This window comes from Pseudomonas sp. S2_C03, assembly GCF_054668405.1.
This window is the reverse complement of sequence record NZ_CP162766.1, coordinates 4,085,138-4,102,634: the sequence shown is the minus strand read 5'-3', so window position 1 is coordinate 4,102,634 and position 17,497 is coordinate 4,085,138. Positions and strand designations below refer to the sequence as shown.

Here is a 17,497-nt window from a genome sequence, read left to right as displayed (position 1 = left end):
TCAGTCAACATATTCGTCGCTGACACATCGCTATCGCGGGCAAGCCCGCTCCCACAGAAGGGGGGGTACAGCTCACTTACCAGGCGTCAACGTCAGCCGCTTCGTCCCGTACACCTTGTCGAAGTTCTGCGGTTGCATCGGCAGGCTCATGTATTGGCCCTTGAGCCACGGGTCCACGCTATCGAGGTAGTGCGGGCTGGCCGGGTTGCCGGATTGGCCGGTTCCGTTCTGGCCCATCAGCGGTTCGGCCTGGCCGAAGTCGACGATAAAGCGCATGGCCGGAGCCTGCGTGGTGTTGAAGTCTTCACCCCAGGCGAACGCCGCCATGTTCAGCGTGGTGTGGTCGCCGCCGGCGGCGACGGGGCCACGCACGGTCTGGCCGCTGGCGTTCTTCCATTCGTAGCGGTGCAACTTGCCCCACTGCCAGGCCCTGCGATCACCGCCCAGTTGGCTGTCGCCGGCGCTGATGGCCGCCGCCAGGCTGCGGGCGAGAATGGCCGGTTTGTCTTCTTTCTGTGGTGTGCGGGTGTCATCCCAGAAAGGGCTGTCTTCGCGGCCAAGCAGGTGGTCGGCCTGGGCGGCGTAAGACAACTTGCCATTGGCAATGAAGGCTTTCCACGCAGGGCTGGTTGGCGAGCCGAGCTCATCGAGGAATATCTGCTTGGCGCTTTCCTGCAGAAACAGCTCGTAAATCGCCGCATCGGCGGAGGTCGGTGTGAGCTTGCCGTCGAACGCCATCAACCGGCCCAAGGCTTCGCGAGCCTTGCCACGATCCGCTTCCGGCAAGGCCTCGATCGCCTGTTTCAGCGGCTGGGCCATGCCCGGTGCGCTGAACATCTGCTTGAGTTTCGCGGCGAAAGTGGTGGTCTGGTCATATTGCATGGCGATCACGCTGCGGCTGTCGTGTTTGCCCACGCCGGCCAGTTCCGCCAGGCGCTCACCACGCTCCGGAGCCGCCCAGGAGTTGGACAACTGCATGCCATAGCCGTGAGGAATCACGCGCTGGTTGGCTGTGCCGAGCCAGCCTTGGGCAGGGTCCTGATCGTAGGGGTGCAACATCGGATCGGCGTAACCGTCCCAATCGTAGCGTCCTTCCCATCCCGGCGAGGGCAGCAGGCCTTCGCCTTCGCGGCGATTGGGGTAGCGGCCGGTCACTTGCCAGCCGATGTTGCTGGCGTCGGCGAACACCAGGTTGAGCGTGATCGCCCGGATTTCCCGGCTGGCGTCCGACGCTCTCTCGACATTCTGCGCCCGGGACAGGTCGAAAAATGCATCCAGGGATTTGTCATCGGCAAAGCTCGGCGTCTGCAAGGCCAGGCCGAAACCGTTGCCCAACGCGGTGCCCTGGGCACTGTTGAGCAGCGGGCCGTGGCGTGTTTCATACACCGCTTCGCGGATTGGCCGCTGACCTTTGACGAAATAGGTTTCGTTGCGAACAATCACCGGTTGCCATTTGCCGCCGGCTTCGTAGGTCAAGCTGTTGCCCTGGCGTCGGATTTTTTCCAGGAACAGGTCCTGGTTGTCGCCCATGACCGACGCGGTGCTCCACGCCACCTTGCCGTTGAAACCACCCAGTACCATCGGCAAACCGGCAATCGTCACGCCGGAAGCCTGATACTTCGGTGAGCGAATCTGCACGTAACTGAACAACGATGGCACGCCCAACGGGCCGTGGCTGTCGCTGGCCAGCAGGCTCTTGCCACTGCGGCTGCGTTGCGGCGCGATTGCCCAGTTGTTGGACGAGGTGGCACCCAGCAGATTCAGGCTGGACAGTTGGCCGGTGGCTTTGTCGAGTTCGGCGAGTCCAGCAATTGCCCCGTTGAGCTTGAGGCCCTTGAGTTTTTCCGCTTCGGCGTCTGGCAGTTTTTCGTCAGGGGCGGACGGCGTGAGCCATGGCAGTTTGTCGGTAGTCAGCGATTGGGCGAGTACCAGTGAGGCGATTTCCTCGGGCAAATTCGCCGACTGGCTGAAGTTGAGCAGACAGAAGATCAGCGCCGAATCTTCAGGTTTCCAGTATTCGGGCTTGTAGCCGCTGGTCGCGAGGTCTGCCGGTAGATTGTCGCGGTAGCGGAACAGGTAGGCGTTGACCCCGCGGGCGTACACCTCGAAGAAGCGTTTGAGCCGCGGCGAAGAGGCCTTGTACAGCTCATCGGCACTTTTCTTCAGGTTAACGGCGCGCATGTAGCGGTCGGCGTCGAGCAGATCGGCACCGGACATTTGCGCCAAACGACCCTGGGCCAGCAGGCGCAGGGTGACCATTTGCGTGATGCGATCGCTGGCGTGCACGTAGCCGAGGGCGAACAGCGCATCGTGGAAGCTGTTGCTTTCGATCAGCGGCATGCCCATGGCATTGCGGCGCACCGAAACGTTCTGCGCCAGGCCCTTGAGCGGTTGCACGCCAACAGCGGGCACCAGGCTGTCCTGGGCGTTGAAAGTCTGACACCCGCTGAGGCTCAGGACACCGGCCACTGCTGCGGCAACGCCGAACCGGGGAAGAAAATGTGTAAGGGCTGGCGAGGCCATGGCAAGGCTCCTGCGGGGGTAGCGTCAGTAAAGGCGCTACGTTAGTGAGCAGGAGGTGACCGCGCAAGCGGGGCAGCGGGTTATTTCAGGATTTGTCGGACGAATGCTTGCCTGTGGCGGGGGTTGGTGCTCAAGTGCCGGACATTCAAGACCTTGCGTGGGGAAATCGGCATGGAACTCAAGGCTGACGCAGCACTGATCATCATCGATCAGCAGAAAGGCATTCTGGAACCACGGCTGGGGCGGCGAAACAATCCCCAGGCTGAAGAGCGCATGCTGGAACTGATCGGGGCTTGGCGGCGTACCGGGCGGCCGCTGTTTCATGTGCAGCATTTGTCGCGTTCGCCCGATTCGGTGTTCTGGCCGCAGCAGCCGGGGGTGGAGTTCCAGCCGCGCTTTGCGCCACTGGCGGGTGAGCAACTGATCCAGAAGCAGGTGCCGGATGCTTTTTGTGCTACCGGGCTGGAGGCTCGCTTACGCGAGGCGGGGATCGAGCAGTTGGTCATCGTCGGTGTGGCGACGAACAACTCGGTGGAGGCCACTGCGCGAACGGCCGGGAACCTGGGGTTTGACGCGTGGGTGGCGCACGATGCGTGCTTTACCTTCGACAAGGCGGATTACTTCGGCCAGCTACGCAGCGCTGAGGAAGTGCATGCGATGTCGTTGGGGAATTTGCACGGGGAGTATGCGACGGTGGTGGGAACTGCGCAGATTTTGGCTGCTGTCTGAATGTGGTGGTGGTTGTCAGGCCGCCTTCGCGAGCAAGTCGAATCGTCGCACCGCCGCTCCCACAGGGATTGATGGTGTACACAAAATCTTTGATTAACACCGAACCCTGTGGGAGCGGCGGTGCGACGATTCTACTTGCCCGCGATAGCGGTCTAACCGGCGAAGCAATCCTCGGCCCGAAGCATCAAGCCCCGTGGCACTTCTTGAATTTCTTGCCATTGCCGCAAGGGCAAGGGTCGTTGCGACCGACATCTTTCAGGGCGTTGCGTACAGGCTCCTGGGGAGCGTGGTTGCAGTGCGGGCCGTGGACGTGGACGTGGCCATGGTCGTGATCATGGTGATGGTCGTGATCGTGATCGTGGTTGCAATCAGGGCCATGAACGTGGGGTTGCTGGGTCATCGGGTGTGCTCCGGAATTAAATCGGCGGGGATTATCACGCCATTGCGCGCCAGGTGCACGTAGTGCGCGATGAATAAACCGGTTTCCAGCTCACCTTCCAGTCGATAGGGGATGGCCTGGTCGGATTTTTCCAGCAGTTTCACCAGTTCGCGCACCTTGGGCCACAGGTTGGTGCGAATCGGCACCTTGAAAAATCCGCTGCGCTTTGGGCCCACGGTAAACCAGTGCTCGTGCTCGCCTTCCGCCAGCAAAATGTTGCCCAAGTGTATGCGGTATTCGAGACCCCGGACGGTCAGGTCATTGTCCGCGGGGTTGTCCACCCGAAAATACAGCTCGAAGCGTTGCTGCATCAGCCTGGCCTGGACGACTTCGACCTTGACCAGGTGCACCGCAGGGTCCGGCGCGTCGTCGCCGAACCACGACGCGCAGCCGCCAAGCCCAAGCAGCAGGGGCAAGGTGAACAACAACTGTGCGAACCGATGGCTGATCATGGTGGCATGTCTCCCTTGAGCCCCAGTCTAGTTCGTCATCGATCACTCAACTGGCAAAATACCCCGCGCAGCATTTCTTGAACTTCTGCCCGCTGGCGCAGGGACAGGTATCGTTGCGGCCCGCCTTGAGCGTCACGGTGGGATCGATGAAGTACCAGCGCCCGGCGTTTTGCACGAATGAAGAACGCTCGCGATGACTGTGTTCACCGCTGCCGTCATGCCAGCGTGCAGTGAACGTCACGAAAGCGTGTTCCGGTTGACCACCGAACACCTCGGAGCTTTCGACCTCAAGACCCAGCCAGGTGCTTTGCGCGCTCCAGTCACTGATCGATTGTCGGTCCAGTCCCGACTGTTGTGCGGCCAGAGTGGTCGCCACCAGGTAATCGACCAGGCCCAATACGTAGGCGCTGTAGCGCGAACGCATCAAGGCCTCGGCGCAGGGGGCCGGGTGGCCGGCGTGGAAGTGGCCGCAGCAGGCGTCGAGGAGTGTGCCGCTGCCACAAGGGCAAATGGATGTACTCATTGCGTTACCACCAGTATTTCCCGAAGTTTTCCGGATTGGCCCAGAAGCGAGAGTTGAGCCAGTCGGGGACTTGTTTGTAATCAAGCAGATCGTAGGTGAACAAGGTCAGCACCTGTTCGTCGCGCTGGAAGCGTTCGCTGGCTTGCAGGGCCAGGGAGAAAAAGTCGGTGTCCTGCCAGCCGCTGGCGGACACATCGGCGATCACCGCCAGGCGACTGGCATTGAGGTTGCGAATCCCCCCGAGCAGATTCAGACCGTCGCGCTTGGGTAAATGTTCGAGGCAATCGACCACCAGCGCGAGGTCGAAACGACGTGCTGCCAGTTCGGCCGGCAACGGTCCGGGCGCGGCGTGGGCAATGCAGGTATCCGGGTGCGCGAGCCGGAAGGCCTCAAGCGCCGGGAACTCGCTGGCGCCGATCACCAACAGGCGCAGCGGGGCATAACGATCAAGCAAAGCGGCCAGCGCCTGCTGCGGCGTGCGCGAAGAGATTGCTGCAGTCATCAAAGATCCTCAATCAGAATGCCAAGACTAGCGCGCCCAAAGGCCCAGATATAGAGCGGCCAGACGCCACATGGGGCGACCTGCCGTGAATACGGGACAAAACTGCAATGGCCTATTGCTGGCGGAGATTAAAACTCGGGTCTTTACTCCCTGAATCGGTTCTAAGCCGATCCTTCAGGAGAAAACTAGATGAGCATAGTTCGGACAGCACTACCCTTGGTTCTGCTAACCAGTGTGTTGACTGGTTGCGCAGGTTTGCAGAAAACCGACTGGCCGACCTGTGCGGCTGTCGGCGGTGTCGTGGGCGCGGGGCTGGGCGCGACGGAGAGCTCGGCCTGGGCCGGCTACGGTGCCCTGCTGGTTGGCGGTACGGCCGCAGCTTATTGCTGGGTACATGGTGATGGCGACGAGGACGGTGATGGCGTGCCGGACAGCCGTGACAAGTGCCCGGGTACGCCTCGAGGCGTGAAAGTCGATGCCGATGGCTGCCCACCACCTGTGCCTGCGCCAGTGGTTGAAGAAGTGGTTGTGGTCAAGGAAGAAACCATTGTCATCCGTGATGTTCACTTCCAGTTCGACAAAGCCACCCTCACGGGTGCTGACAAACAAGTCCTGGATAAGGTCGCCACTCGCCTGAAACAGGAAAACAGCAGCGCTCAATTGACCGTGACCGGTCACACCGACAGCGTCGGCAGCGATGCCTACAACCAGAAACTGTCGGATCGCCGCGCACATTCGGTGGTGGAGTACCTCGTCGAAAGTGGTGTGCCACGCAGCAGTTTCGTGTCTGTGACCGGTGCGGGTGAGAGCCAGCCGGTAGCCGACAACAAAACCGCTGACGGCCGTGCACAGAACCGTCGCACGGAAATCAAAATCAACCGCTGAACCCCTCGCATCCGCGGCTTGTGCAGTCGCGGATGCGGGTCTTTACTCCTGTGTAGCCGGCATCGGCCGGTAACACAGGAGCTTTCCATATGAGCGTACTCATTCGGACCGTCTTGCCGGTCATGCTGCTTGGCAGCCTGCTGACCGGTTGCGCCACTCACAGCGATGGCACTGCCCCCCTCAACCAACGCACCTGGCCGATCTGTAGCCTCATCGGCGGGCTGGTGGGTGGCGGCTTGGGCGCCATTGAAAGTGGTGGGTGGGCGGCGGGTGGTGCGGCGCTCGGCATCTTGAGCGGCGGCCTTATCTGCTACGCCCAGGACGGTGACGAAGACGGAGACGGCGTATTCGATCGGCGCGATCGTTGCCCTGACACACCGTCCAACACCCCAGTCGATCATCGCGGCTGCCCGTTGCCGCAATACCCTGCCAGCCAGAAACCGGCCGAGCCTGCTCCTGTGGAAGTCATCACCCTGAGCGATGCCGGTGCCGTGTTGTTCGCCTTCGACAAGGCCGACCTGACGCCGGCGGCCCAGGATCAACTCGATCAAGTGATGCCCAGGTTGCAAAGCCCTGACGTGAAGACCATCAAGATCATCGGGCACACCGACAGCAAGGGTTCTGACGCCTACAACCAGGCGCTGTCCGAACGCCGGGCCAGCAGCGTGGCGGCTTACCTTTTGGGCATGCACATTGCGCCGGAGAAAATCACCAGTGAAGGTCGCGGCGAGAGCGAACCGGTCGCCGATAACGAAACGGACGAGGGCCGGGCGAAAAATCGCCGGGTGGAATTGCACCTCAATCGCTGAGGCCCGCGCTAGAGCCGTCGGATCGTTCCTACAGGCGATTCGACGGCCATCGTGCAATCTTCATGAAGTATTTTCCATTGCCCTCTGGCTTATCCCGCGTGGAAGCCGTTACTGTGCGCAAAAGAATAATTCTCACCGGAGGAGCGTATGAAGGTGTTCTGGGGGCTGGGGAAGCTGTTGACCCTGCTGTTCTGGGCGGTGGTGCTGGTCAATGTGTTGACCCCCTTTGTCTATCCGTTGCACGTACTGGTCAATCTGGCCGGCGGCTTGCTGGCGGCCCTTCATCTTCTCGAGGCGGTATTCTGTTTTCGCAGCCTTCGCGGTCGTACCCACCCCTGGCGCGATCGACTGAAGATCCTCTTTTTTGGTGTTTTTCACCTGCAAACCATTCCGGCGCCCGCCGAAACTAAGGCTTCCCATGCGTAAACTCTGTCTGCTTGCCGCACTTATCAGCCCGTTCGCCTGTGCCCAGGTGGTCAGCGTCGAAACCAACTCCCTGATGCGCCTGCCCAACGCCACCAGCACGTTGAAGCTGGAGCGCCTGGAGGTGGCCGATTACGGTACTTTGCTGGTGCCTTCCAATGTCACCGAAGTCAGTGTGGATGAACTGCATCTGGGGCGTGAGGCGCGGATTGCCATTGTGCCCGGCGAAAACGCCCTTGAATTGAAGGTCAATCGCGCGCAGCTGTCCGAGGGCAGTCAGATCACCGCACGTGGCGCTCCGGGTACTTATCAGAAGGCGGCCCGGGCAGGGCGTAATCTGAATCTGCAGATCAAGACGCTGGACGCGCCGCTGCTGTCGGTTGATGCCCGTGGCGGTACCGGGGCTCCGGGGTTTGTCGGGCTCGATGGCGCCAATGGCCAGGCTCCGGGCTGCACCTGGGGGCAGGCGGGTCGCGGGTCCGATGGCAGCAACGGCAGTGACGGGCAACCGGGCGCGCCGGGTGCACTCGTTCGCCTGGCCCTGCCGCAGGATTACCCGGCCGAGCGGATCAAGGTTCAGGTCGACGGCGGTGCCGGCGGCTTGGCCGGGGCTGGCGGCAAGCCGGGGGCGGGTGGCAAGGCCAAGGGCTGCCTGATCTACAAGACCGATGGTGGCAAGAACGGCAAACCAGGGGTGGATGGACAGCCTGGCGTGGCGGGCGCTGCGGGTTCGGTGACGGTGCAGCGGTTGTAATCCGCGGGGTGTACCTGTCTGGGAAGGCTGGATCTGTGGGAGCGGGCTTGTCGAGGCGTCGAACCGTCGCGATGGTCGTCAACGATGACGCTGGCCACCTGACACCCCGCGGTGCCCCGACCACCATCGCGGACAAGTCCGCTCCTACAGAAATCAAAATCGGCGCGCTTGCTCGCGATGGTCGTCAACGATGACGCTGGCCACCTGACACCCCGCGGTGCCCCGACCACCATCGCGGACAAGTCCGCTCCTACAGAAATCAAAATCGGCGCGCTTGCTCGCGATGGTCGTCAACGATGACGCTGGATCCTGACACCCCGCGGTGTCTGGTCGTCCATCGCGAGCAAGCTCGCTCCTACAGGGGGGCGGTATTAGAAGGTCGGTCTGGCCGCGGCAATCGCCACCAGCACCAAACCGACAATCAGGTTGATCCCCACCAAGCGGCGAATCCTCCCCAGCACCGCCGCGCCTGCCGGCCAATCCTGTGCCGCCACTGCCGTACGCAGCTCTGGCAACATCAACGCCTGTATGCGGATGAACAACGCGGTCATCACCAGATACAGCCCCATCATGATCTGCACATAACGCGGCGCTGCCTCGAAACCGCTGTATTGCAGATGGATCATGCCCACGCCGCTGATCGGCAGCAGCACGACCGCGACCCAGACCCAGCGGAAAAAACCTTGAAACACTTCTACCCACAGCTTCAGTCGGGCAGGGCCTTCCAGGGCCTTCACGGCGGCGGGGCGCAGGACCATCCAGGCGAAGAACATACCGCCGACCCAGACCAGGGCGGACAGGACATGCAGGGTGTAGACCAGGCTAAAAGGTGTCATTCGGGTACTCCGTTCTGCGCGGGATTGATTAGCGGGGTATGATAGCGACCGATTTGGGGGCGTTCTCCACTAATTTCCCCGTCGCGCCGGGTCTGCTGTTGTGCAGGGCAAGGCGCGAGAAGCGTGGTTTGGTCATTCCAAATAAGCTTCGAGCAACGCAGCCCTGCGCAACAGCAGACCCGGCCCTTCGGGTTGTGCCTTAAAAAGGGCCAGGCTGCGTTGCAGGCCTTGGAAAGGGAGCAACCATTCCCCGCGGCCTGCGCCTTGCCTGGCCCGTTTTAAGGCGACAACGCGGCGGGGAAATCAGTGGAGAACGCCCCCAAAACCACTGAAAATTTATCCAGCGTTTTTAGCGCCCGACAATTCATGATCAGCACTGAACTCAAAACCACGATCCAGGGCGCCTATTCGCGTTTTCTCGAAGCCAAGAGCCTCAAGCCGCGCTACGGCCAGCGCCTGATGATCGCCGAAGTCGCCAAGGTGCTCGGTGATATCGACACCGACGACGAAGGCCGGCGCAGTGGCGAACCCGCGGTTGTCGCGGTGGAAGCCGGCACCGGTACCGGTAAGACCGTGGCTTACAGCCTGGCCGCGATCCCGACCGCCAAGGCCGCCGGTAAACGCCTGGTGATCGCCACCGCGACCGTCGCCCTGCAGGAGCAGATCGTCTACAAGGACCTGCCAGACCTGATGCGCAACAGTGGGCTGAACTTCAGCTTTTCGCTGGCCAAGGGCCGTGGCCGCTACATGTGCCTGTCCAAGCTCGACATGTTGCTCCAGGAAGGCCATGCGCAAACCGCCACGGCGCAGCTGTTCGAGGAAGAAGGCTTCAAGATCGAGGTGGATGAGGCCAGTCAAAAGCTGTTTACCAGCATGATCGAGAAGCTCGCGGGCAATAAATGGGACGGCGATCGCGACAGTTGGCCCAACGCCCTGGAAGATGCCGATTGGGCGCGCCTGACCACCGATCACAGCCAGTGCACCAATCGCCATTGCCCGAATTTTGGCCAGTGTGCCTTCTACAAGGCCCGCGAAGGCATGGGCAAGGTCGACGTGATCGTCACCAACCACGACATGGTCCTGGCCGACCTGGCCCTGGGCGGCGGCGCGGTATTGCCCGATCCGCGCGACACCCTCTACGTGTTCGACGAAGGTCACCACCTGCCCGACAAGGCCATCGGCCACTTCGCCCACTACACGCGCCTGCGCTCCACGGCCGACTGGCTGGAGACCACCGCCAAGAACCTCACCAAGCTGCTGGCGCAACACCCGTTGCCCGGCGACTTGGGCAAGTTGATCGAACAGGTGCCGGAGCTGGCCCGGGAGATCAAGACCCAACAACAATTCATGTTTACCGCGTGCGAACAAGTTGCCGATTTCAAGCCCGGCGAAGACGTCGAGGGCCGAGAGCGACCGCGTCATCGCTTCACCGGTGGGGTGATCCCCGAGCACATGCGCGAGATGGGCATCGAACTGAAAAAGGGCTTTGCCCGTTTGACCGACCTGTTCACCCGGCTTACCGATCTGCTCAAGGAAGGCATGGACGGCGAGGTCAACATTGGCATCGCCAGTAATCAGGCCGAAGAGTGGTATCCGTTGTTCGGCAGCCTGTTGTCCCGTTCCTCGGGCAACTGGGAGTTGTGGACCGCGTTCACCGTCGAAGACCCGGAAGACAACCCGCCAATGGCGCGCTGGCTGACCCTGGCCGAAAGCGGTTCGCTGTTTGACATCGAGGTCAACGCCAGCCCGATCCTCGCGGCGGAGATGCTGCGGCGCAACCTGTGGAACGTGGCCTATGGCGCGCTGGTGACCTCGGCAACCCTGACGGCACTCGGCACCTTCGACCGCTTCCGCATGCGCGCTGGCCTGCCAAAGAAGGCCGTGACGGCAGTGGTCCCAAGCCCTTTCCACCATGCCGACGCCGGCGTGCTGCGAGTACCGAACCTCAACGCCGACCCCCGTGATGCGGCGGCGCACACCGCAGCGATCATTCGCGACCTGCCGGAGTTGGTGGAAGGTTCACGCGGTACGCTGGTGCTGTTTTCCTCGCGTAAACAGATGCAGGACGTGTTCGATGGCCTTGACCGTGACTGGCGCAAGCAAGTGTTCATTCAAGGCAACCTGTCCAAACAGGAAACCCTGAACAAGCACAAGGCACGGGTCGATGGTGGCGATTCCAGTGTGCTGTTCGGTTTGGCGAGTTTCGCCGAAGGTGTCGACCTGCCTGGCGCCTACTGCGAGCACGTGATCATCGCCAAAATCCCGTTTTCGGTGCCCGATGACCCGGTCGAAGCGGCATTGTCCGAATGGATCGAAGCGCGGGGCGGCAATCCGTTCATGGAAATATCCGTGCCCGACGCCTCGCTGAAGCTGGTCCAGGCCTGCGGCCGCCTGCTTCGTACGGAAGAAGACCGGGGTACCATTACCTTGCTCGACCGGCGCCTGGTCACCCAACGCTATGGCAAAGCCATCCTCAATGCATTGCCGCCTTTCCGTCGTGAAATTTCCTGAAGACCCGGTGGGCAAATCTGCCCGCCGTGTTGTCTATCTCTCTGTCATCGCTTTTCCACTGGCCTTCATGGGTCGTTAGGGAGAACTTCGTTCTTATGATCCGCCGTTCGTTGCCCGCTGTATTCGCCGTACTCCTTGCCACCCCCGTTTGGGCGGCATCAGCCGGCCAGCAGACGCTGTTCAACTTTGTCCGTCCCGCCGATGTGGTACAGGTGGTGACTCAGGACGCCAGCCTGCCGCAATCGAATGCCGAGCAGACGCCGGAAGGCGAGGTGCTGCGGCGGGTTACATTCAATCCGGCGGCGCAACCGACGCTGCGCCTGACGCCGCAAACCGGGGCCTGGGATTGGTCGCAGTCGGGGATGATGAGCCTGCGGATCCAGAGCGCGATGAACTGGGCCGTGACCGTCTACGTGAAAATCCAGAGTAACAATGGCCAGACATTGGTCAGTCGCGTCGACCTGCCAGCCGGCCCGGCGCAGACGCTGCTGGTGCCGTTGCAACCGAGTACGCCGCTGAACCTGGGCATGAAGGCCGGTCCACCCATGCCGATGACCATTGACGGCCAGCGCGTGTTGCTCGCCAGCAGTACCGGTGAACTGGATCGCAGTCAGGTGGTGTCGGTAAGCCTGTCGATGGATCAACCCAAAGCTGCGCAGAGCATCCTGCTGGAACGTTTCGGGGTGCAGGATGGCGAGGCCGTGATTCAAGCTGCCTACGGCGCACTGGTGGATATCTACGGGCAATCGACCCGGGCCCGGTGGCCGGAAAAAATCAGCAGCGACGAGCAGCTCAAAAGCGCCCTCGCCAAGGATCAGCAACAGATCGGGACATGGCTGGCCGAGCGTCAGAAGGCTGCGCTCGATAAGTTCGGCGGTTGGACCAAAGGCCCGACGTTTCACGCCAGCGGTTTTTTCCGCAGTGAAAAACGCGAGGGCCGCTGGTATCTGGTGACGCCGGAAGGGCACCCGTTCTATTCGCTGGGCGTCAACACCGTAGCGCCGGATGTCAACCAGACCTACGTTGCCGGCCGCGAGTGGATGTTCGAATCGCTGCCCAAACCTGACGAGCCACTGGCCAGTCATTACGGGGAGGGCAACAACCAGGGCGGTAATGGCGCCGACCAGGGCCGTGGTTACAACGCAGGCCGCTGGTATGACTTCTACGGCGCCAACCTGCAGCGCCTGTATGGCAACCCTTGCGCGCCGGCCAGTGACACCAAGGCCGGGGTCGCCGAAGCGGCCAAGGCCGATGCGGTGCAAGCGTCCACCGAGAAAGCTGTCGAGCAGCCTGTGGTCCCGTCCGCCAGCGAATCCGGTGTGGCCGAAGCCGCCAGGACGGGCGCCGAGGACGCGAGCCGCGCCAAATCGGTTGAGCCCTGCACCGCCGTGATTGATCAAAAGCGCTGGGCCAGCGACACCCTGGATCGCCTGCAAGCCTGGGGTTTCAACACCCTTGGCAATTGGAGCGCTCCGGTGCTGGGCAACGCCGATCGCGTGCCCTACACCTTGCCGCTGTCCATCGTCGGCGATTACGCCAGCATCAGCACGGGAGCCGACTGGTGGGGTGGGATGCCGGATCCGTTCGACCCGCGTTTCGCCATGGCCACCGAGCGTGCCGTGGCGATCGCCGCTCGCGATCATCGTGACGATCCATGGCTGATCGGTTACTTCGCCGACAACGAACTGGCCTGGGCGGGGCCCGGCGATGATCCCAAAGCCCGTTACGCGCTGGCTTATGGCACCCTGAAATTGACCACCGACGTCCCGGCCAAACGGGCATTCCTCAAGCAACTGCGCGATAAGTACCGCAACCAGGCTGGCCTGTCGAAAGCCTGGGGTATAGAACTGCCCGCCTGGGAGTTGATGGAAGACCCCGGTTTCGAACCGCCACTGCCGAGCGCTGAGCACCCGGAAATCGAAAACGACTTCAAGTATTTCCAGAAGGTCTTCGCCGAAACGTACTTCAAGACCATCTCCGACTCGCTGAAATGGCACGCCCCGAACCAGTTGTTGCTGGGCGGTCGCTTCGCCGTCAGTACCCCGGAAGCCGTGGCATCCTGCGCGAAGTATTGCGACGTGTTGAGTTTCAACATGTATACCCTGCAACCGCAGGACGGTTATGACTTCGCCAGCCTGCGCAGCCTCGACAAGCCGGTGCTGATCACCGAGTTCAATTTCGGTTCGGCCGATCGCGGTCCGTTCTGGGGCGGCGTCACGCAGTTGTCCAGGGAGGAAGATCGCGGACCGGCTTACGCCCATTTCCTCAAGCAGGCGCTGAGCGAGCCGTCGATTGTCGGCGTGCACTGGTTCCAGTACCTCGACCAACCGGTAACTGGTCGCCTGCTGGATGGCGAGAACGGACACTTTGGCCTGGTAGGCATTACCGATATTCCGTTCCAGGGCTTTGTCGACAGCGTGCGCAAAGCCAACCTGGCGGCCGTCGATCAGTTGGGCAAGGAGGCAGAAAAGCTCAAATCCGAAGCGGACAAGGCCAGTCATGATGCCGAGGGGGGGCGCCAGGGCGAGGCCAAGGGGGCAGGGCATGCCGGCGGGCATTCGGGGAATGGGCATTAAGGCCTGAAACCGATCTGATCGTTCCCAGCGGAGCGTGGGAACGATCACAACCCCACCCCCAAACCGACCGCCCAGCCCAACCCTGTTCCCAAAACCCTCAATGGCTGGAACAATGCCGGCCAGTTTGTTCAAGGTATGTCCGAGGAAGGCAGGGTGCAGATTCAGGGTCATTACGAACTCCGGTTCGAAGCGGTGCGTGAAGCGTTTGCCGCGTTGTTCGACGATCCCCAGGAGCGTGGTGCGGCGCTGTGTATCCAGGTTGGCGGCGAAACGGTCGTTGATCTCTGGTCCGGTACTGCCGACAAGGACGGTCTGGAGGCCTGGCACAGCGACACCATCGCCAACCTGTTTTCCTGCACCAAGACCTTTACGGCTGTCACCGCTCTGCAACTGGTCGCCGAAGGCAAGCTGCAACTCGACGCGCCGGTTGCCCGCTATTGGCCCGAGTTCGCGGCGGCCGGCAAGGAGTCGGTGACCCTGCGCCAGTTGCTCTGCCATCAGGCCGGCCTGCCAGCGTTGCGCGAGCTGCTGGCCCCGGAGGCGTTGTACGACTGGCAAACCATGGTCGATGCCCTGGCCGCCGAGACGCCCTGGTGGACACCGGGAACCGCGCACGGGTATGCCGCCATCACCTATGGCTGGCTGGTGGGCGAGTTGCTGCGTCGTGCCGACAATCGCGGACCCGGAGAGTCAATCGTGGCCCGCGTGGCCAAACCCCTGGGGCTGGATTTTCACGTCGGTCTGGCGGATGAGGAATTCCATCGTGTGGCCCACATCGCCCGTGGCAAGGGCAATGTCGGCGACGCCGCAGCCCAGCGCCTGCTGCAAGTGACGATGCGCGAACCGACGGCCATGACCACGCGGGCTTTCACCAACCCGCCATCGGTCCTGACCAGCACCAACAAGCCCGAGTGGCGGCGTATGCAGCAACCGGCGGCCAACGGCCACGGCAACGCGCGTAGCCTGGCCGGTTTTTATGCGGGATTGCTCGATGGCAGCCTGCTGGAAAGCGAAATGCTCGAGGAGCTGACCCGCGAACACAGCATCGGTGAGGACAAGACTTTATTGACCCGGACCCGTTTTGGCCTGGGATGCATGCTCGATCAGCCTGACGTGCCCAACGCAACCTACGGGCTTGGTCCGCGGGCGTTTGGCCATCCGGGCGCCGGTGGCTCCATCGGTTTCGCTGACCCGGAACACGATGTCGCCTTCGGTTTTGTTACCAACACGCTGGGGCCATACGTTTTGATGGATCCGCGCGCGCAGAAACTCGCACGGGTACTGGCCACTTGTCTGTAAAACACGCTCACGGGTTCCAGGGCCGGAACCCGGAGGCCTTTATGTTCTCCAATCGTCTGTTTATCCGGGTCCTGCCGGCCTGTTTTTCATGATCACTTTTTTGTGGATATCCAATGTCATTCAATAAAACCACCCTCGCAATGGCCCTGTGCGTCGCAGTCACCGGTTGTGCACAGAACCCAAAAAATGATTCCGACGGCGGCAGTTGGTGGTCGTTCGGCTCCTCGGACAAAGTCGCGTCGAAAGAGCCGGCTCCTGCTCCGGCCCCGGTAAAACCGGTTGCCGCAGCCCCGGTGGCGAAGGCCGAAAGCTCCAACCCTTGGTACTGGCCGTTTGGTTCCGAAGAGGCCCTGGACAAGAAACCCGAGGTAAAACCTGAAGCCAAACCGGTGGAAGTGGCCAAGGCCGAGGCCGAGTCCAGTGGCAAGTGGTGGTGGCCTTTCGGTGGCAAAGAGCAGAGTACGGCCAAGGCTGTGCCGATGCCCGACCCGAAAGTGACCCAGGCCTGGCTCGACGATTACGAGCCGCGCTTGCGAACCGCGATCAAGGACAGCAAATTGGAATTGGAGCGCCGTGAGGATGTGCTGGTGATCACCGCGCCGGTCGAAGGCTCGTTCAACCCGGACCGTCCGGCGATGTTGTTGCCAGTGACCCTGGGCCCGTTCACTCGCGTGGCGAAAATTCTCGAAGTTGATCCGAAAACCGCGGTGTTGGTCCTCGGCCACAGCGACACGTCGGGTGTCGCTGCAGCCAACCAGAAACTCAGCCAGGAACGCGCGCAAGCGGTGGCGGCAATCTTCCGTCTAAGTGGCTTGCAGCGTGATCGCCTGATGCTGCGCGGCATGGGCAGCGACGCTCCGCGTGCGGCCAACGACAGCGTAGAGGGCCGTGCCCTTAACCGTCGTGTTGAAATGTTGGTGACACCGCAAAACACCATGGTCGCGCTGCTGAGCAAATACAACATGCCAGCCCCGGCACCGGTCAAAATGGTTGCGGCCCAGGACGTCAAGCCAGTGGCCAAGCCTGTCACTCCGGCACCAGCCACGAAGAAAGCCGACGTGCCAGCCACGAAAAAGGCGCCGGCCAAGAAAGCCGCTGCCAAGGCACCCGCCAAGAAAGCGCCGGCTAAAGCGCCCGCGAAAAAGACCACGCCGGCCAAGGCGGCCACCACTGACAAGAAAGTCGCCGCTGCTGATGCGGTAAAAAAGTGATTCGTTAATCAAAAGGAATGCGCCATGACCCAGGGCCTGGCTGATATGCGTCGCGATTACACCCGTGATGGCCTGACCGAGGCGCAAGCCCCGGCCGAGCCGTTTGCGCTGTTCCACCAGTGGTTTGCCGACGCGGTGAAAACCGAGCAGGCGCCGGTGGAAGCCAATGCCATGACCCTGGCCACCGTCGACACGGACGGCCGGCCGCATTGCCGCATTCTTCTGCTAAAGGGCCTGGACGAGCAGGGCTTCACGTTTTTCACCAACTACGAGAGCGCCAAAGGTCAGCACCTGGCCGCGAACCCGTTTGCGGCCATGACTTTCTTCTGGCCGGCCCTGGAGCGCCAGGTGCGCATTGAAGGGCGGGTGATGAAGGTTACGCCCGAGGAGTCGGATGCCTATTTCCAGGTCCGGCCACTGGGCAGCCGCCTCGGTGCCTGGGCTTCTCCGCAAAGTCGGGTGATCGCCGATCGTGGCGAACTCGAAGCGTTGCTCAGGAGCACCGAGCAACGCTTCAGCGATACGCAGCCTCATTGCCCCGAACACTGGGGTGGTTATCGCCTGCTGCCGGAACGCATCGAGTTCTGGCAGGGCCGTTCGAGCCGTCTGCACGATCGTATAAACTACCGTGCGCAGGGCGCCGACTGGATTCTTGAACGTCTGGCACCCTAGGCAGTCTACCGACCGGGATAGTCTGCCGCAGCGGCTTCCAGCCATTGGGGCAGGTCTCGACGCTTGATTTTCTGTGTCTGGGCGTTAGCCAGTTGCTGGAGCATGAAGAGTTTCTTATGCTCGTCGTCACCTGCCAGCGACAGCGCGAGATCACGGTCCATCCAGCGTTTGATCCTTACGTATATCCACCAGTGGAAATACAGACCGGCGACGGTGGTGACGACAATGATGAAGTAATCCATGGCATTCCCTGGTTGAGCGGCGCATATTCGGCCAAATGCCGCTACGGTATGCAAAGTGCGTGGTCACGCTGTACCTGGCCTGAATCAAACCCATTTTATCCGGGCCATGCC

At 61.8% G+C, this 17,497-nt stretch carries 17 protein-coding genes; 10 read left to right on the top strand and 7 right to left on the bottom strand.

The window, feature by feature from the left end; genetic code table 11:
- Nucleotides 1-72: 72 nt before the first annotated feature.
- Nucleotides 73-2,523 carry a penicillin acylase family protein gene (locus AB4N64_RS18985; RefSeq protein WP_460117414.1) on the bottom strand — a complete coding sequence of 817 codons (2,451 nt, stop codon included), beginning with the start codon at nt 2,521-2,523 and terminating at the stop codon, nt 73-75.
- 171 nt (nt 2,524-2,694) lie between these two features.
- On the opposite strand from AB4N64_RS18985, the gene AB4N64_RS18980 reads away from it, so the two are divergent.
- Nucleotides 2,695-3,252 (top strand): cysteine hydrolase family protein, encoded by a 558-nt coding sequence (locus AB4N64_RS18980; protein ID WP_460117413.1) that lies wholly within the window; start codon nt 2,695-2,697, stop codon nt 3,250-3,252.
- Nucleotides 3,253-3,436: 184 nt separating this feature from the next.
- Here AB4N64_RS18980 and AB4N64_RS18975 read toward each other — a convergent pair whose 3' ends face one another.
- The 4 genes from AB4N64_RS18975 to AB4N64_RS18960 are packed head-to-tail and all read right to left on the bottom strand — an operon-like array spanning nt 3,437 to nt 5,168.
- A complete protein-coding gene (locus AB4N64_RS18975) occupies nt 3,437-3,652 on the bottom strand; it encodes an SEC-C metal-binding domain-containing protein (RefSeq protein ID WP_460117412.1) in 216 nt (71 codons plus the stop codon).
- Complete coding sequence (locus AB4N64_RS18970) at nt 3,649-4,143, bottom strand: LEA/WHy family protein (protein ID WP_460117411.1); 495 nt, start codon at nt 4,141-4,143, stop codon at nt 3,649-3,651. The genes AB4N64_RS18975 and AB4N64_RS18970 overlap by 4 nt, the downstream gene beginning before the upstream one ends.
- 46 nt (nt 4,144-4,189) lie before the next feature.
- The gene (locus tag AB4N64_RS18965) at nt 4,190-4,666 is read right to left on the bottom strand and encodes a YchJ family protein (protein WP_460117410.1); all 477 of its coding nucleotides are present in this window, start codon (nt 4,664-4,666) and stop codon (nt 4,190-4,192) included.
- A gap of 4 nt (nt 4,667-4,670) precedes the next feature.
- Nucleotides 4,671-5,168, bottom strand: a complete 498-nt coding sequence (locus AB4N64_RS18960; RefSeq protein ID WP_460117409.1) for a DUF6231 family protein — start codon at nt 5,166-5,168, stop codon at nt 4,671-4,673.
- A gap of 189 nt (nt 5,169-5,357) precedes the next feature.
- On the opposite strand from AB4N64_RS18960, the gene AB4N64_RS18955 reads away from it, so the two are divergent.
- The 4 genes from AB4N64_RS18955 (at nt 5,358) to AB4N64_RS18940 (ending at nt 8,039) form a co-directional block, all read left to right on the top strand.
- A complete protein-coding gene (locus AB4N64_RS18955) occupies nt 5,358-6,053 on the top strand; it encodes an OmpA family protein (RefSeq protein WP_460117408.1) in 696 nt (231 codons plus the stop codon).
- An 89-nt stretch (nt 6,054-6,142) separates the two neighbouring features.
- Nucleotides 6,143-6,862: an OmpA family protein gene (locus AB4N64_RS18950; RefSeq protein WP_460117407.1), complete on the top strand. Its 720-nt coding sequence runs from the start codon at nt 6,143-6,145 to the stop codon at nt 6,860-6,862.
- A 147-nt stretch (nt 6,863-7,009) separates the two neighbouring features.
- On the top strand, nt 7,010-7,288 hold the full coding sequence (locus AB4N64_RS18945) for a DUF1145 domain-containing protein (protein WP_460117406.1): 279 nt from the start codon (nt 7,010-7,012) through the stop codon (nt 7,286-7,288).
- Entirely contained in the window at nt 7,281-8,039 is a 759-nt protein-coding gene (locus AB4N64_RS18940) for a collagen-like protein (protein ID WP_460117405.1), read from the top strand. The genes AB4N64_RS18945 and AB4N64_RS18940 overlap by 8 nt, the downstream gene beginning before the upstream one ends.
- A gap of 371 nt (nt 8,040-8,410) precedes the next feature.
- On the opposite strand, the gene AB4N64_RS18935 is transcribed toward AB4N64_RS18940, so the two are convergent.
- Entirely contained in the window at nt 8,411-8,875 is a 465-nt protein-coding gene (locus tag AB4N64_RS18935; protein ID WP_460117404.1) for a CopD family protein, read from the bottom strand.
- A 366-nt stretch (nt 8,876-9,241) separates the two neighbouring features.
- On the opposite strand from AB4N64_RS18935, the gene dinG reads away from it, so the two are divergent.
- The 5 genes from dinG (at nt 9,242) to pdxH (ending at nt 17,144) form a co-directional block, all read left to right on the top strand.
- The gene (gene dinG / locus AB4N64_RS18930; RefSeq protein ID WP_460117403.1) at nt 9,242-11,386 is read left to right on the top strand and encodes an ATP-dependent DNA helicase DinG; all 2,145 of its coding nucleotides are present in this window, start codon (nt 9,242-9,244) and stop codon (nt 11,384-11,386) included.
- Between the two features lie 95 nt (nt 11,387-11,481).
- Complete coding sequence (locus tag AB4N64_RS18925) at nt 11,482-13,962, top strand: beta-agarase (protein ID WP_460117402.1); 2,481 nt, start codon at nt 11,482-11,484, stop codon at nt 13,960-13,962.
- Between the two features lie 153 nt (nt 13,963-14,115).
- Nucleotides 14,116-15,261, top strand: coding sequence for a serine hydrolase domain-containing protein (locus AB4N64_RS18920; protein ID WP_460117400.1), 1,146 nt, complete (start codon nt 14,116-14,118; stop codon nt 15,259-15,261).
- A gap of 113 nt (nt 15,262-15,374) precedes the next feature.
- Entirely contained in the window at nt 15,375-16,472 is a 1,098-nt protein-coding gene (locus AB4N64_RS18915) for an OmpA family protein (RefSeq protein ID WP_460117398.1), read from the top strand.
- Between the two features lie 24 nt (nt 16,473-16,496).
- Nucleotides 16,497-17,144, top strand: coding sequence for a pyridoxamine 5'-phosphate oxidase (gene pdxH / locus AB4N64_RS18910; protein WP_460117397.1), 648 nt, complete (start codon nt 16,497-16,499; stop codon nt 17,142-17,144).
- A 5-nt stretch (nt 17,145-17,149) separates the two neighbouring features.
- Here pdxH and AB4N64_RS18905 read toward each other — a convergent pair whose 3' ends face one another.
- Nucleotides 17,150-17,386 (bottom strand): hypothetical protein, encoded by a 237-nt coding sequence (locus AB4N64_RS18905; RefSeq protein ID WP_460117396.1) that lies wholly within the window; start codon nt 17,384-17,386, stop codon nt 17,150-17,152.
- Between the last annotated feature and the right edge of the window lie 111 nt (nt 17,387-17,497).